Here is a 13250-nt window from a genome sequence, read left to right as displayed (position 1 = left end):
GGGCGATGAAGGGGGTTTGGCGAGAGGGCGCGGCGCCTTGCGCGCTGCGTCAAAGTGCTTGGGCGCGTTCAAACAAGTATTGTCGCACGGCTGGATCAGTGCTCAGCGCCATGGCGCGCTCGAAAGCTCCCGCCGCTTCCTGTCCGCGCCCGGCCTGCGCCAGCCAGTGCGCCTGCGCCGCCCAGAAGGGCTGATACGCGCCTGCTTGATCGCTCAGGGCGGCCAAGGCTTCAAGCGCTCGCTCAGCGCCGAACGCTTCGCCATGGGCGCAAGCGCGCGCCGTCAGGGCGCCCAGGCTGGGTGTATGGCTGACCAATCCGTCATAGAGCGCCGCCGCCGCCAGCCAGTTCGTCTCGCCAGTCAGGCGCCGTTCGGCATGCACGGACTGGATCGAGGCTTCCAGCGCATAGCGTCCGGGCGAGGACAGCTTGAGCGACCGGCGTAATGCGGATTCAGCGTTCTGGATCGCCCTGACGCGCCAGAGCGCCGGGTCCTGATCAGATAGAGGAATGAAACGGCCCGCCGCATCCCGTCGTGCGGGGGTGCGCGCCTCGCAATGGGCGATCAGCGCATAGAGCCCCCAGACCTCGGCGATGTCCGGCGCCAGCTCGGTCAGCACCCGGCTCAGATACAGCGCTTCTTCGGCCAGCCCCCGCACCCGGCTCTCGACTGCGCCGATCTCGTCCCAGCCAGTGCCATAGGCCGCGTAGATTGCGGTCAGCACAGGCGGGATGCGCTCGGCCAGCTGATCCTTGCCGGGTTTTTCAAACCGGGCGCCGCGCTCACGCAGCCTCGCCTTGCCGCGCGACAAGCGTTGGCCCATGGCGGCCGGGCTGACCAGGAAGGCGGCGCCGATCCGCGCCGCGTCCAGACCCAATACCGCTTGCAGCATCAGCGGCGTGTGCAGCGCGGCATCAAGACCCGGGTGCGCGCAGGCCAGCATCAGGCCCAACCGATCATCGGGCAGAGCGTCCGGATCGGTATGCTGGGACAGCTCATCCAGCAGGCGCTCGATCTCCGGCTCAGCCTGCGCCTGCACCCCGGACTGGCGCGCCCCGTCAATCAGGCGTCGATGCGCGGTTGTCAGCAGCCAGGCCTCGGGCTGGTCAGGCAGGCCTGTTTGCGGCCAGGTGCGCAAGGCGCGCTCGAACGCGTCAGAGAGCGCATCCTCGGCACGGGTCAGATCGCCCCATCGCCGGGCGAGGCTCGCCACCAGGCGGCCATAGGAGGCGCGCGCGACAGTCTCGGCCGTCACGCGCGCCGCGTCGGTGAAAGGGTCAGGCGTCGCCATAGGCAGGCACAGGCCGAACCTCGATCAGATCACCGGGCAGGCGCGGGCATTTCGCCGCCCAGTCCAGCGCGGTCTTCATGTTGTCGGCCTCAATCACATAAAAACCGCCCAGCTGCTCCTTGGTGTCGGCATAGGGGCCGTCTTGAACGCCGTCATCGGTGACGCGCTTTGCCGTCGCCGCGACGTCAAGCGGTTCGCCCGCCACCATAAGACCGGCTTGGACCAGCGCTTCAGAATAAGCGCCATGCTGTTCAAACATGGCCATTTGTTCGGCTTCACTCAAGGCGTTCCATTGGCTTTCTGCGCCGTAGATCAGAAGGGTGTATTTCATGACGACATCTCCGCAATTTCACTCATGGGCTGAACCGGGCGCACTTCAACAGCGCCGTTCTGGGCGGCCGGGCAACGGTCCGCCCATGCCAGCGCCTCGTCCAGAGTGTCCGCTTCAAACAGGATGACCCCGCCCAGCTGTTCCTTGGTCTCGGCGTAGGGGCCGTCCTGGACCTGCCGTCCGGACTGCGTCTGGCTTAGCACGACGCCGGTCTCTGGGGATTTCAGGCAGGCGCCGCCCGTGGTGTGCGCTTTCAATGCGCCTGAATACGCTGCCCAGCTGGACCAATAGGCCGCCGCGTCAGGTCCGCGGCGACGTGTGAAATCGTCCGCAGTCTCATAGATCAATAAGGCGAATTGCATGGTTTCATCCTTGATGGCTCACCCTGCGCGTCTGGCAGGGACCATCTTAGGACGTTTCAAAACCCTGCGCTTCGACAGAGGCGCGATAAAAAATCGCGGCGGGTTCGCCTAGACCTTCCAGCCCATATGGATGGCGGCGATGCCGCCGGACAGGTTCGTCACGCTGACGCGCGCGAAGCCGGCCTCTTCCAGCTCGGCGGCGAAGGCGTCCTGGTGGGGAAATTTGCGGATGGATTCCACCAGATATTGATAGCTGTCGCGGTCCTTGGCGATCCAGTCGCCGATCTGCGGGATCGCGCCGAACGACCAGGCGTCATAGAACTTTTCCAGAGGGCGCGTCGTGGGGCGCGAAAATTCCAAGCATACAAAACGTCCGCCCGGTTTGAGCACGCGGCGCATGTCTTTCAGCGCCTGGATTCGGTCCGTGACATTGCGAATGCCGAAGCCGATGGTGACCGCGTCCGCAACGTCGCTCTCAAAAGGCAGATGCTCCGCGTTCGCGGTGCACCAGTCCAGCCGGTCGCGATCGCCGCGCTTCAGTCCCGCCTGCAGCATCTGTTCGTTGATGTCGGCGACCACGGCTTCGGCGTATTGGTCGCTGCCGCGTCGCTCGGTCAGGGCGTCAGCGCGATCGAGCCACGCGCGGGCGATATCGCCGGTGCCGCCGGCCACATCGATCAGCCGGGCGCCGGGGCGCGGTCCCGCCTTGGTGACGGTGATGTCTTTCCAGACCCGGTGAACCCCCAGGCTCATCAGATCATTCATCAGGTCGTATTTGCGCGCCGAGCGGTCAAACACATTGCGGACAAGGCCCTGCTTTTCGGTGCGGGCCACATCCTTGAAACCAAAGGAGACGGTGTCGTGATCAGAGGTCTGGGTCATATGGGGCAAGCTAGTGCGCGCGAGCCTGGAGCGCCAGTGTGAGATGCCGCGCCGTTTCGCCTCAACCCGGGGCAAGCGACGTTATTGTCCGCTCGCCGGTTTGGTAGGCGTACAGGCTGAACCCCGCCTGACTGCGCCATCCGCCTTCTGGCGCGTAAAACGCCAGCAGAACGGGTTCGCGCGGCGGCGCGAACGCCGAGATCCTGTAGGCGCAAGCGGTTGCGAGAGCCATGCCGTCCACATCTCTGTCAGGGTCCGCCTGGGTCGCCAGCACGCGCAGGCTGGCGCGTGTCTGGGCCAGATCATCACAGGTTCGGCTGAGATGGGGCCATTGCCCGCGCCATTGCGCGCCAATCACGCAAGGCTGTTCGAGCAGAGCACTGTCATCCGGGGCATAGATTCGCCAGCTGACCGGATAGGGCCCGCCCTCGGCCAGCCGCACGCCCAGCTCTGGCAAAGCGCGATTGATAGGTCCCATCTTGGCGGCGACTTCATGGCGATGGGTTTCGAAACCGGGGCAGGCGCGATCAATCTCCAGCGCCAGCTCCACCGCCAGATCGCGGGTCCAGGGATTGCGGACCCGGCGCGCATAATCAAGCGGCGCATCCGCCTCCGCGCGCCGGTCTGACAGCGCGTTTAGGGCCGCTGTCACGCACTGGCTTGCCTGCTGTGCATCAACAAGGCTCGCGCGTCTGGCGCTCATGGCCTATCTCCTCCCCCCGAGGATCCGGTGTTCAAGGACAGTCTAGATGCCCGAATTGCCTGAAGTCGAGACGGTTAGGCGCGGTTTGACGCCCGCCATGGAAGGTCGCCGTATTCTGCGGGCTGAGGCGCGTCGCCCGGACTTGCGCTTCGCGTTTCCTGAACGCTTTGCAGAGCGGCTGACCGGAACCGTGGTCGAACGACTGGACCGGCGGTCGAAATATCTGCTGGCGCGGCTGGGGTCGGGCGAAACTCTGCTGATGCATTTAGGCATGTCGGGGCGGTTCTCGGTCACCGCCGATGATCTGAGCCGTCAGCCGGGCGATTTCGTCTACGCCGCCCCGGCCAATCCGGCCCATGATCATGTGGTGTTTCACATCGAGGGCGGAGTGACCGTCACCTATAATGATCCGCGCCGTTTCGGCTTCATGACGCTCTATGAAACCGACCAGGAAGACGCTCAGCCCTATCTGAAGGCTCTGGGGCCTGAGCCTTTGTCGAACGGGTTTTCCGAAGACCGGCTCAACGACGCCTTCAAGACGCGGCGCAGCCCGGTCAAGGCCGGGCTTCTGGATCAGCGCGTGGTGGCGGGGCTGGGCAATATTTATGTGTGCGAGGCGTTGTGGCGGGCGAAGATCAGCCCCAGGCGTCTGTGCAACTCCATTCCCGGCGCGCGTGCTGCGCGGCTGGCTCCGGCGGTGCGCGATGTGATTGCTGAAGCGATCGAAGCGGGCGGCTCCACCTTGCGTGATTATGCGGGGGCGGATGGCGCCATGGGGTATTTCCAGCACCGGTTTGATGTGTACGGGCGTGAAGGCGAACCTTGCCACCGCTGTAAGGACAGCCGGGTCGAGCGTATCGTTCAGTCCGGTCGGTCAAGTTTCTTTTGTCCGTCATGCCAGCGCTAGACGGACCTGTTCTCAACATGAACTTTTGTTAACCATACCGGTTTGGGTTGAACCCCGTTCCCGTGCGTTTATCCCTTTTCATCACGATCTGAATAAAAGAGAGGCATTTTATGCTCGACCGTATTCTCTGGGCTCTTCTGGCCCTGACTGTGTTCGCCACGCCGGCGGTTGCTCAAACCATGGACGTGGAAGAGGCCGAGCTCGGCCCGAGCATCTGGATGCTCGAAGATGAGGATAATGTCGCCTACATCATCGGCACTATCCATCTGCTCAAGCCTGAGACCGAATGGCGGACCGCCTATTTCGAAGAGCTTCTGGCGAGCGTGGACCAGGTCTGGTTCGAAGCCGATGTTCACAGCGCTGAAGCGCAGGCCCAGATGCAAGCGCTTGTCCCGCAATTGGGGTTGAACCCTCAAGGCCAGACGCTGTCTTCCATGCTGAGCGAGGAAGGCAAGGCCAATCTGGCGACGCTCGCCCAGCGAATGGGCGTGCCGGCGGAAGCGATGATGGCGTCGCTGGATCCATTGCAGCCTTGGCTCGCGAGCGTCTCTCTGGCGTCCGCCATGGCCATGGCTCAGGGCTATGACCCGCAATACGGCGTTGAAGTCGCGCTTCAGGCCATGATCGAGCCGATCACGGATGATGTGCGGTATTTCGAAACGGCGGAGCAGCAGCTCGGCTTCCTAGCCGGTCTGCCGCAGGCCGTTCAGCTGCGCGATCTGGAAAGCTCGCTCAAGCAATCTGTCGAGGAGCCGCATTTGCTCGACGAATTGGCTCTGGCTTGGGAAGTTGGGGACATCGAGGCGATTGATCACATGATCAATGACCGCATGAAGTCGGAGTCTCCTGAGATGTATCAAGCCTTGATCGTGAACCGGAATTACGATTGGGGCGAGCAGATCGACCAGATCATGATGGGCGATGAAGACGTCATGATCGCGGTCGGCGTGGGCCATTTGCCTGGCCCGGAGGGGCTGGCGGAAGTGCTGCGCAATCTGGGATATGGTGTTTGGCAAATCCAGTAAGCGGATGACGGCGCGGGGGTGACCCGCGCCTTGGCTTCCGCTAAGAGGGCGCCCGTTTTGCCGCTTTTCCCGCGTCAGTAGGCGCGTAACTGCATCGGAGGGCCGCATGGCCTACAATACGATCCAAGTGAAAACCGAAGGCCGGGTGGGCGTCATCACCCTGGACCGTCCATCCGCCCTGAACGCGCTGTGTGACGAGCTGACCAATGAGCTCAAGGATGCGTTGGCTGCGTTCGAGCGCGATGAGGACATCGGCTGCGTGATCCTGACCGGCTCGGCCAAGGCGTTCGCCGCCGGCGCCGACATCAAGGAGCTGCAGGAGAAGGATTTCATCTCTCTGTACAAGCACGATCCCTTCGCGGAGTCGTGGGAGAGCGTGGCGCGTTTCAGAAAACCGATCATTGCAGCGGTGTCCGGCTATGCGCTGGGCGGCGGCTGCGAGATCGCCATGATGTGTGATTTCATCATCGCCTCTGAAACCGCCAAGTTCGGACAGCCCGAGATCAATCTCGGCGTCATGCCGGGCGCCGGCGGCACCCAGCGTCTGCCGCGTGCGGTCGGCAAGGCCAAGGCCATGGATATGTGCCTGACGGGCCGCATGATGCCAGCCAAGGAAGCCGAGCGTGCGGGGCTGGTCAGCCGCGTTGTGCCGGCCGAAGAGCTGCTGGATGTGACGATGGAGGCGGCCACCACGATCGCGTCCAAATCCCTGCCCATCGCCATGATGACCAAAGAGGCCGTCAACACGGCGTTCGAGATGGGTCTGGCCGAAGGCGTGCGCTTTGAACGCCGGGTTTTCCAGTCCCAGTTCGCCACCGAGGATCAGACTGAAGGCATGGCTGCGTTTGCTGACAAACGCGCTGCGCATTTCAAGCACCGGTGATGAATTTTGGCGTATACCTGTTGACCGCACCTGCGGGGACCGGTATACGCCGCGCCTCATAGTTTTACCCGGCGGCCGGCTCTGGCCTGGCGCCCTTGATCATACGGATCTGGAGATCTTATGGCGAACACGTCCTCCGCCAAGAAAATGGCGCGCAAGATTGAGCGCCGCACCGCTCTGAACAAAGCCCGCCGCACGCGCATGCGGACCTATGTGAAGAAGCTCGACCTGGCCATCGCCGCTGGCGATCAGGATCAGGCGCGCGCTGCGTTGCGCACCGCTGAGTCCGAACTCATGAAAGCGGTCAGCAAAGGCGTCATTCACAAGAACACCGGCGCACGCAAGGTGTCTCGCCTGTCGGCCCGTGTGAAGTCTATGGCGGCATCTTAAAAGCTGCTCCATACACGGACTAAAAAGAACGCCCGCGCAGTTATGCGCGGGCGTTCTTTTTTGTTCTGCATCATATTGATACAAGTTTAAAAGATCATATTTTTCAAAAGGGTAATTCTTGTATTCTGCGCCCATCCCCTGGCCTCGCTAGATCATGAAATCGCTGAGACGCAAGCCCTGAAAACAGCGAAATTTTTTTCAGATCGCCAAACGCCCGACCTGCTTTAGGAATCAACCTGTCAAGCTCGGAATCCGGAAAATGCGTGGGTTAATCATGTTGATTCGCTCGCCCGTGACGGTAACCTGAGGGCCTCGACGGAGTTGTCCCCACACGGACCAAAGGACGGTCGCTGAGCGCAAAAAGACGCGCGCTCGGTGCGGGAGAGCTGCGTTCAAAATTAAAGCCGTGACCTTGGGATTACCAGGGCGCGCAGAGTGGAATGAAGGTTGGGGCATATGGGGTATTCTCAAGATGCGACGGCGCGACGTGACGGTGCGGCCATGATGGATTCCAGCTCGATCGTCGCCGTCTGGCGCGCTGTACGCGCCCGCTTGCGTGAGGAATGCGGAGATCTGGTCTATGCGGCCGAGATCGCGCGTCTTCGAGTGGAGCTGGATGCTGCGGGACGCGTTTGCGTGATCTGTCCCAATGAATTCGGTCGCTCCTGGGTGGAAGACAATGTGGGCATGCGTTTGCGCGCCTTGTGGGCGAATGTGGCCGAGCATGCGTGCGATATTCTGATCTGTACGGAAAAAACGCTTACGTCTCAAAAATCACAAACCGTCAGCGTCGCCGCTCTGTCCGCGGGCGGAGTGTCGGACACGGCGGCGCTGCCGCTGGTGGAGGACACGATTGAGGCGAGCGAGGCCAAACGCGAAGCGCGCTTCACCTTTGACACTTTCATGGTGGGGTCGGCCAACATGATGGCGGCGACGGCTGCGCGCGCTGTGGCCAGTGCCGAGGCGCCGCCCTTCAACCCGGTCTTCTTTCATGGCGATTACGGGGTGGGCAAATCCCACCTTCTGGCCGCCATCGCGCACGCCGCCTCTTTGAGCGGCAAGCGCAAGAAAGTGCTCTATCTGACCGCGGAAGAATTCCTGAACGGGTTCCAGTCCGCTCTGCGCGCCCGTGACGTCCAGCCTTTCAAGGATCTGGTCCGCGACTGCGACATGCTGCTGATCGACGATGTGCATTTCATTTGCGGCAAGCCGCGCACGGAAGACGAGTTCCTGCAGACGGTCACATCGCTGATCAGCGCGGAAAAGCAGGTCGTGCTCGCCTCTCATTGCGCGCCGTCCCAGCTCAGCGTGTCCGATGACCGGCTGCGTAACGTGCTGGCGGGCGGTTTCAATTGCCCGCTGCAAGGCCCCGATCTCGATCTGCGCCGCAAGATCCTCGATTGCAAGATCGCCCAGGCGCGCAATCATTGCCCGGATCTGGACGTGCCTGAGACGGTGCGGGATTTCCTCGCCGCGCGGGTCACCAGTTCAGCGCGTGAGCTGGAAGGCGTTCTGAACAACATCATCGTGCGCACCGCCTATATGAACCGCCCCGTCACCATGGAGACGGTGGAGGAAGCGCTGGGCGAACTGCCGGTGAAGGCCGAGCGCCGCATCACCGTGGACGACATCCAGAAAACCGCGGCGAGCTATTTCTCCATCACAGTGGATGATCTGATCTCCAAACGCCGCACCAAGGCGGTGGTCCGCCCGCGCCATATCGCCATGTATCTGGCGAAAACCATGACCACCCGGTCTCTGCCGGACATCGGTCGGCGCTTCGGCGGACGTGACCACTCCACCGTCATTCATGCGGTGAACAAGATCACCGAGACCCTCACATCGGACGCGGTTCTGGCCGAAGATGTCGAGGCGTTGCGGCGACGCTTGCGGGGTTAAGCAGTTCAATTGAAAAAACGACCGCAAGACCCCTTCTTGCGGTCGTTTTTTTTAGGCTATTGTGCTGCACCCAAATCAGGCGATTCTCGCCATGTCTTTTGAATTTTCTGTTCGAGGCGACATATGAAGCTCACCATCGAGCGCGCGATCCTGCTCAAGGCCCTTGGCCATGTTCAGGCCGTCGTTGAGCGCCGCAACACCATTCCGATCCTGTCCAACGTTCTGATCAACGCGTCTGACGGGTTTGCACGGTTCACCGCCACCGATCTTGATATGGAGATTGTGGAGGAAGCAGAAGCGCAGGTGGAGCGCGAAGGCCTGATCACTGCGCCGGCGCACACGCTCTATGAGATCGCCCGCAAACTGCCTGAGGGCAGTCAGGTGACTCTGGAGCTGGGCGGCGATGATCCGCGCATTCTTCTGTCGGCGGGCCGGTCGCGCTTCAACCTGCCGATCCTGCCGCCGGGCGACTTCCCGGTGATGCCGAGCGAGGATCTGGCGGTCAGCTTCACCGCGCCCGCCAGCGAGATCGCCCGTCTGATCGACAAGACGCGCTTTGCGATCTCCACCGAAGAGACGCGCTATTATCTCAACGGCATCCATCTGCACGCCGCCGAGCGCGACGGTCGCAAGACCCTGCGCGCTGTGGCCACGGACGGCCACCGTCTGGCCTTGGCGGAAACCGATCTGCCGGACGGCGCAGCGGGCATGCCCGCCGTCATCGTGCCGCGCAAGCCGATCCAGGAATTGCGCCGTCTGCTCGAAGACCTCGACGGTGATGTGGATGTGTCGGTGTCGGACGGTAAAATCCGCTTCCAGCTGGGCGCCGCGGTGCTGACCTCGAAACTGATCGACGGCACTTTCCCTGATTACGAGCGGGTGATTCCGCGCGGCAATGACAAGATCATGCGCATCGACCGCGCGCCTTTCGCCCAGGCCGTGGACCGGGTGGCGACGATCAGCCAGGAAAAATCACGGTCTGTGAAGCTCTCGCTCGCGCCGGGCCAGGTCACGCTTACGGTGAACAATCCTGAAAGCGGGGCCGCCAACGAAGAACTGGTGGCTGATTACAGTTCTGATGAAATGACGATCGGGTTCAACGCCCGCTATCTGCTGGACGTGGCCAGTCAGATCGAAGGCGATGAAGTGATCTTCGAACTGGCGGATTCCGGCTCACCGACCCGCGTCACTGATTCCGGCGATGCAGATGCGGAATATGTGCTGATGCCGCTGCGGGTGTGACTTTAAGCGGCTCTGATTCCGGTGGGCCGGCCGTCACGCGGCTCAAGCTCACTGGATTTCGCAATTACGCCCGGCTTGATCTGACGTTGGATGCGCGCCCGGTCGCCCTGTTTGGCGAGAATGGGGCCGGCAAGACCAATCTTGTAGAAGCGGTCTCATTTCTGGGGCCGGGACGCGGCCTGCGCGCCGCGGGCGCGGACGCTGTGCGTCGCCGCACGGCTGAGGGCGTTGATCCGCTCTGGGCGGTTTATGCCGAGGCGATCACGCCTGAAGGCCCGGTCAGCTTGGCCACAGGCGCAGACCCGAACCAACCCAGCCGCCGCCGGACCAAGCTGGACGGCGCCGCAGCCACCCAGACCGAGCTGGCGCGCCTGATCCCGATGCTCTGGCTGACCCCGCGCGAAGACCGGCTCTGGGCCGGGGCGCGGTCAGATCGCCTGCGGTTTTTTGACCGGCTTGTGCTCGCGGCGGCGCCCGATCACGCCAGCTCGGCCAGCGCCTATGAGAAATCCATGAAGGAGCGCCAGCGGCTTCTGGACCGCATGGCCGAGGGCGGACGGGCGGATCCTGACTGGCTCAACGCGCTGGAATCAGAAATGGCTGCGTCCGGCGTGGCGCTGGCGGCGGCGCGTTTGGACGCTTTGGCGCGGCTTCAGGACGAGATCGACACCCGGCCTGAAAGCCAGTTCCCGAAAGCGGATCTGGCGCTGGACGGCGCGGTGGAGGCGCAGCTCGCTGAGGGGATGAAGGCGGGTGAGGCCGAAGACTGGTTCATGGCCGAATTGGCTCGGGTGCGTCCCCGCGACAGCGCAGCGGGTCGGGCGTTGACCGGGCCGCACAGGACCGAGCTGGACGCGTGTCACCGCGCCAAAAACCAGCCCGCGTCTGATTGTTCCACGGGCGAACAAAAATCCATGGTTCTGGGGCTGGCCCTGGCGCAGGCGGCGGCGATTCGCCGGGTGTCCGGACGTGGCCCGGTGCTGATCTTTGACGAAGCCTGCGCGCATCTGGACGCCGCCCGCCGCGAAGGCCTGGCGGAAACCGTGCTCGATTTGGGCGTGCAGGCTTTCATGACCGGGGTGGAGCCGGTCTTGTTTGAAGCCTTCGGGGCGGGCGCCCAGCGGGTGGAGGTGCGTGAGGGCGTCGCCGTCCTGTACGACCGCCAAGTCTAAGCGATCAGCGGGTATTCGGTCTCGATCCTGTAAAGATTGGGCGTATGGGGTTTGCGCGCCCAGCTTGAATAGAGATGAAACCGGTCCACCGTGAAGGGCTCGGATTTGAACAGGCCCAGCCTTTGTTCAAAGCGCTGGATGCGTCCCGGCTCCACATCCTTGTTCAGATACGCCAACGTCACATGGGGCAGGTAGGCGCGCGTCTCCATCTTGATTCCGAGTGACAGAGCCGCTTTTCGGCAGCGACGCGCGAGATCGGTCAGGGCGGGCCGGGGTTCGACGCCGAGCCAGAGCGCGCTGGGATCGCCACCGCCAAATCGTCCAGCGCCCTGAAGACGCAGTTCAAACGGCGCGAGCTTGATCCGCCCCAGAGCGAGGTCGAGCTCCTCGATGAGGGGCTCGTCCAACTCGCCATAATAGGCGAGGGTGATGTGCAGGTTCTCGCGCGGACGCCAATTGGCGCCGGGCACGCCAGTCATCTCGGCGCAGGCCTGATCGAGCACAGTTTCAGACAAAGGCAGGGCGGCGAAGATGCGAAGCGACATGGTCGCAGGGGGCATGGCGGGGCCGGATTCGTCAAGCATCCGCCCTGCATCAGGGATGAAATCCCTTTAAGATTAAGGGGTATTGCAGTGTTCGTCCGTCCGGTTTCTCTTGAAACCCGAGCGCAAAACTCCGATATTCACATCAGACAGCGCGCAAGAGCGCGCGACAACATCTCTGGTTGAGAAGGACATCATGAACCAGTTCTCGCACCCTGCTTACGGCGCACAGACGCTCGACACCTCTGTGGATGCCGGCCTGCGCAGCTTCATGCTGGGCGTTTACAACAAGATGGGCCTCGGCCTTCTGCTGTCTGCGGTCCTCGCCTTTGTGGCGGGCACGGTGGATCCGGTAACGGCGCTCGTGTTCAATTCGCCGCTGCGCTTCGTGGTGCAGTTCGGCCCGATCGCTCTGCTGTTCGGCTCCATGTTCTTCATGCGCAATCCCTCGCCTCTGGGCGCGGCGGTTCTGTACTGGTCGGTCGTCTCTTTGATCGGCACGGGTCTGGGCATCTGGGTGTTGATGGCGACATCGGGCATGACGGCTGAAACCCTGACCGGCTCCATCAACATTACCTTCGGCACGATCGCGCAGGCGTTTGTCATCACGGCGGCGGCCTTCTTCGGCCTCTCGCTCTATGGCTATACGACGAAGACCAATCTGCAGCCGCTGGGCACCTTCCTGGTGATGGGCGTTATCGGCGTGGTGCTGATCTCGCTGCTGAACGTGTTCTTCATGGAGAGCTCGGCCCTGCAATGGATCATCCAGTTCGCCATTCTCGGCCTGATGGCCGGCGTGGTCGCCTGGCAGACCCAATCGCTGAAGCTGACCTATGTGGAAGCGCGCGGCGATCAGCGCTCCTTGAGCGTGCTGACCTATTACGGCGCACTGAACCTCTATATCGCCTTCATCAACATGTTCCAGATCGTGCTGATGATGCTGGGCAATCGCGAATAAGGCGATCCTGCGATCTGAAGAAAAACCCCGGAGCGACGCTCCGGGGTTTTTTGTGTCTGGTCCTCAGGATCCGCTCCAGCTGAGCTTTTTGAGCTGGTTGTCGAACACCTTCAGCACGCTGGTCAGCTCATGGCCGCGTTTGAGAATGGCGCCGCCCGGCGCCACCACTTTCCAGGCGCCTTGTTTGCGGGCGTCCGCAGGCGTTTTCACAATGCGGTAGATCGGAACTTCAGCAGCGTTGCGGAAAATGGAGAATTCGGCGCGATCCTTCAGCCCGTCGATCGCATAGTCGCGCCATTCGCCGCCGGCGACCATCATTCCGTAAACTCTCAGGATCTGATCGAGCTCAACGCGATGAAACATGACCCGGTCATCGCGGGGGCGGGGTGTGGGAAGCGGTGTTAATGCCATGTCAGCTCTGAATTACCCTTTAGTCCGGACCTTACGAAGAATTCACAGTGTGCCGCAATCTCGCCTTATTTTCGTCCTTGCGCAGCCTAACCCCGTCAGCACTTTAAATCTGTCGGCTGGCGCACACAAAGCCACCTGATCTGGATTCACAGCCCCCCCAGCCCCCCGGGTCTGGAGGCTTGCGTCGGTCGACACCTTCCCCGTCTCAGCCTCAGCACGAAAATCTTCAGGCTTTGGTCATGGGAGCCTTTT

Annotated in this window: 15 protein-coding genes; 8 read left to right on the top strand and 7 right to left on the bottom strand. The window is 62.4% G+C overall.

Annotated features, from left to right (window positions below):
• Positions 1–49: 49 nt before the first annotated feature.
• From ACQ66J_RS06570 to ACQ66J_RS06550, 5 genes are all read right to left on the bottom strand, one after another.
• Positions 50–1291 (bottom strand): RNA polymerase sigma factor, encoded by a 1242-nt coding sequence (locus ACQ66J_RS06570; protein WP_430430981.1) that lies wholly within the window; start codon positions 1289–1291, stop codon positions 50–52.
• On the bottom strand, positions 1278–1622 hold the full coding sequence (locus tag ACQ66J_RS06565) for a YciI family protein (protein WP_430430980.1): 345 nt from the start codon (positions 1620–1622) through the stop codon (positions 1278–1280). The genes ACQ66J_RS06570 and ACQ66J_RS06565 overlap by 14 nt, the downstream gene beginning before the upstream one ends.
• Positions 1619–1984, bottom strand: coding sequence for a YciI family protein (locus tag ACQ66J_RS06560; RefSeq protein WP_430430979.1), 366 nt, complete (start codon positions 1982–1984; stop codon positions 1619–1621). Before ACQ66J_RS06560 ends, ACQ66J_RS06565 begins: the two co-directional genes overlap by 4 nt.
• Positions 1985–2092: 108 nt before the next feature.
• Positions 2093–2866 carry a bifunctional demethylmenaquinone methyltransferase/2-methoxy-6-polyprenyl-1,4-benzoquinol methylase UbiE gene (gene ubiE / locus ACQ66J_RS06555; RefSeq protein ID WP_430430978.1) on the bottom strand — a complete coding sequence of 258 codons (774 nt, stop codon included), beginning with the start codon at positions 2864–2866 and terminating at the stop codon, positions 2093–2095.
• Between the two features lie 61 nt (positions 2867–2927).
• A complete protein-coding gene (locus ACQ66J_RS06550) occupies positions 2928–3569 on the bottom strand; it encodes a hypothetical protein (RefSeq protein ID WP_430430977.1) in 642 nt (213 codons plus the stop codon).
• A 46-nt stretch (positions 3570–3615) separates the two neighbouring features.
• Here ACQ66J_RS06550 and mutM point away from each other — a divergent pair, with 46 nt between their 5' ends.
• The 7 genes from mutM to recF all read left to right on the top strand — a co-directional run bounded on the left by mutM (position 3616) and on the right by recF (position 11087).
• Positions 3616–4476, top strand: a complete 861-nt coding sequence (mutM, locus tag ACQ66J_RS06545) for a bifunctional DNA-formamidopyrimidine glycosylase/DNA-(apurinic or apyrimidinic site) lyase (RefSeq protein WP_430430976.1) — start codon at positions 3616–3618, stop codon at positions 4474–4476.
• A 110-nt stretch (positions 4477–4586) separates the two neighbouring features.
• Positions 4587–5501 (top strand): TraB/GumN family protein, encoded by a 915-nt coding sequence (locus ACQ66J_RS06540; RefSeq protein ID WP_430430975.1) that lies wholly within the window; start codon positions 4587–4589, stop codon positions 5499–5501.
• Between the two features lie 106 nt (positions 5502–5607).
• Complete coding sequence (locus ACQ66J_RS06535; protein ID WP_375547904.1) at positions 5608–6384, top strand: enoyl-CoA hydratase; 777 nt, start codon at positions 5608–5610, stop codon at positions 6382–6384.
• 120 nt (positions 6385–6504) lie between these two features.
• Positions 6505–6774, top strand: coding sequence for a 30S ribosomal protein S20 (gene rpsT / locus ACQ66J_RS06530; protein WP_107712088.1), 270 nt, complete (start codon positions 6505–6507; stop codon positions 6772–6774).
• A gap of 456 nt (positions 6775–7230) precedes the next feature.
• Positions 7231–8673, top strand: a complete 1443-nt coding sequence (gene dnaA / locus ACQ66J_RS06525; protein ID WP_375547905.1) for a chromosomal replication initiator protein DnaA — start codon at positions 7231–7233, stop codon at positions 8671–8673.
• Between the two features lie 123 nt (positions 8674–8796).
• Complete coding sequence (dnaN, locus tag ACQ66J_RS06520; RefSeq protein ID WP_430430974.1) at positions 8797–9915, top strand: DNA polymerase III subunit beta; 1119 nt, start codon at positions 8797–8799, stop codon at positions 9913–9915.
• On the top strand, positions 9912–11087 hold the full coding sequence (gene recF, locus ACQ66J_RS06515) for a DNA replication/repair protein RecF (protein WP_430430973.1): 1176 nt from the start codon (positions 9912–9914) through the stop codon (positions 11085–11087). Before dnaN ends, recF begins: the two co-directional genes overlap by 4 nt.
• Here the strand turns inward: recF and thpR are convergent.
• Entirely contained in the window at positions 11084–11671 is a 588-nt protein-coding gene (thpR, locus tag ACQ66J_RS06510) for an RNA 2',3'-cyclic phosphodiesterase (RefSeq protein WP_430430972.1), read from the bottom strand. The two genes, recF and thpR, sit on opposite strands and share 4 nt — an antisense overlap.
• 154 nt (positions 11672–11825) lie before the next feature.
• Here thpR and ACQ66J_RS06505 point away from each other — a divergent pair, with 154 nt between their 5' ends.
• Positions 11826–12587, top strand: coding sequence for a Bax inhibitor-1/YccA family protein (locus tag ACQ66J_RS06505; protein ID WP_430430971.1), 762 nt, complete (start codon positions 11826–11828; stop codon positions 12585–12587).
• Positions 12588–12650: 63 nt separating this feature from the next.
• On the opposite strand, the gene ACQ66J_RS06500 is transcribed toward ACQ66J_RS06505, so the two are convergent.
• On the bottom strand, positions 12651–12998 hold the full coding sequence (locus ACQ66J_RS06500) for a DUF2794 domain-containing protein (protein ID WP_430430970.1): 348 nt from the start codon (positions 12996–12998) through the stop codon (positions 12651–12653).
• Positions 12999–13250: the final 252 nt, after the last annotated feature.

The organism is Oceanicaulis sp. (assembly GCF_965284345.1).
Lineage (GTDB): Bacteria > Pseudomonadota > Alphaproteobacteria > Caulobacterales > Maricaulaceae > Oceanicaulis > Oceanicaulis alexandrii_A.
The sequence above is the reverse complement of the archived record's forward strand: the minus strand, read 5'-3'. Positions and strand labels throughout refer to the sequence as shown.

Excerpts from the sequence above, each read along its gene's own strand:
- ACQ66J_RS06570 (WP_430430981.1), bottom strand. The coding sequence starts at position 1,291 with ATGGCGACGCCTGACCCTTTCACCGACGCGGCGCGCGTGACGGCCGAG.
- ACQ66J_RS06565 (WP_430430980.1), bottom strand. The coding sequence starts at position 1,622 with ATGAAATACACCCTTCTGATCTACGGCGCAGAAAGCCAATGGAACGCC.
- ACQ66J_RS06560 (WP_430430979.1), bottom strand. The coding sequence starts at position 1,984 with ATGCAATTCGCCTTATTGATCTATGAGACTGCGGACGATTTCACACGT.
- ubiE (WP_430430978.1), bottom strand. The coding sequence starts at position 2,866 with ATGACCCAGACCTCTGATCACGACACCGTCTCCTTTGGTTTCAAGGAT.
- ACQ66J_RS06550 (WP_430430977.1), bottom strand. The coding sequence starts at position 3,569 with ATGAGCGCCAGACGCGCGAGCCTTGTTGATGCACAGCAGGCAAGCCAG.
- mutM (WP_430430976.1), top strand. The coding sequence starts at position 3,616 with ATGCCCGAATTGCCTGAAGTCGAGACGGTTAGGCGCGGTTTGACGCCC.
- ACQ66J_RS06540 (WP_430430975.1), top strand. The coding sequence starts at position 4,587 with ATGCTCGACCGTATTCTCTGGGCTCTTCTGGCCCTGACTGTGTTCGCC.
- ACQ66J_RS06535 (WP_375547904.1), top strand. The coding sequence starts at position 5,608 with ATGGCCTACAATACGATCCAAGTGAAAACCGAAGGCCGGGTGGGCGTC.
- rpsT (WP_107712088.1), top strand. The coding sequence starts at position 6,505 with ATGGCGAACACGTCCTCCGCCAAGAAAATGGCGCGCAAGATTGAGCGC.
- dnaA (WP_375547905.1), top strand. The coding sequence starts at position 7,231 with ATGGGGTATTCTCAAGATGCGACGGCGCGACGTGACGGTGCGGCCATG.
- dnaN (WP_430430974.1), top strand. The coding sequence starts at position 8,797 with ATGAAGCTCACCATCGAGCGCGCGATCCTGCTCAAGGCCCTTGGCCAT.
- thpR (WP_430430972.1), bottom strand. The coding sequence starts at position 11,671 with ATGCTTGACGAATCCGGCCCCGCCATGCCCCCTGCGACCATGTCGCTT.
- ACQ66J_RS06505 (WP_430430971.1), top strand. The coding sequence starts at position 11,826 with ATGAACCAGTTCTCGCACCCTGCTTACGGCGCACAGACGCTCGACACC.
- ACQ66J_RS06500 (WP_430430970.1), bottom strand. The coding sequence starts at position 12,998 with ATGGCATTAACACCGCTTCCCACACCCCGCCCCCGCGATGACCGGGTC.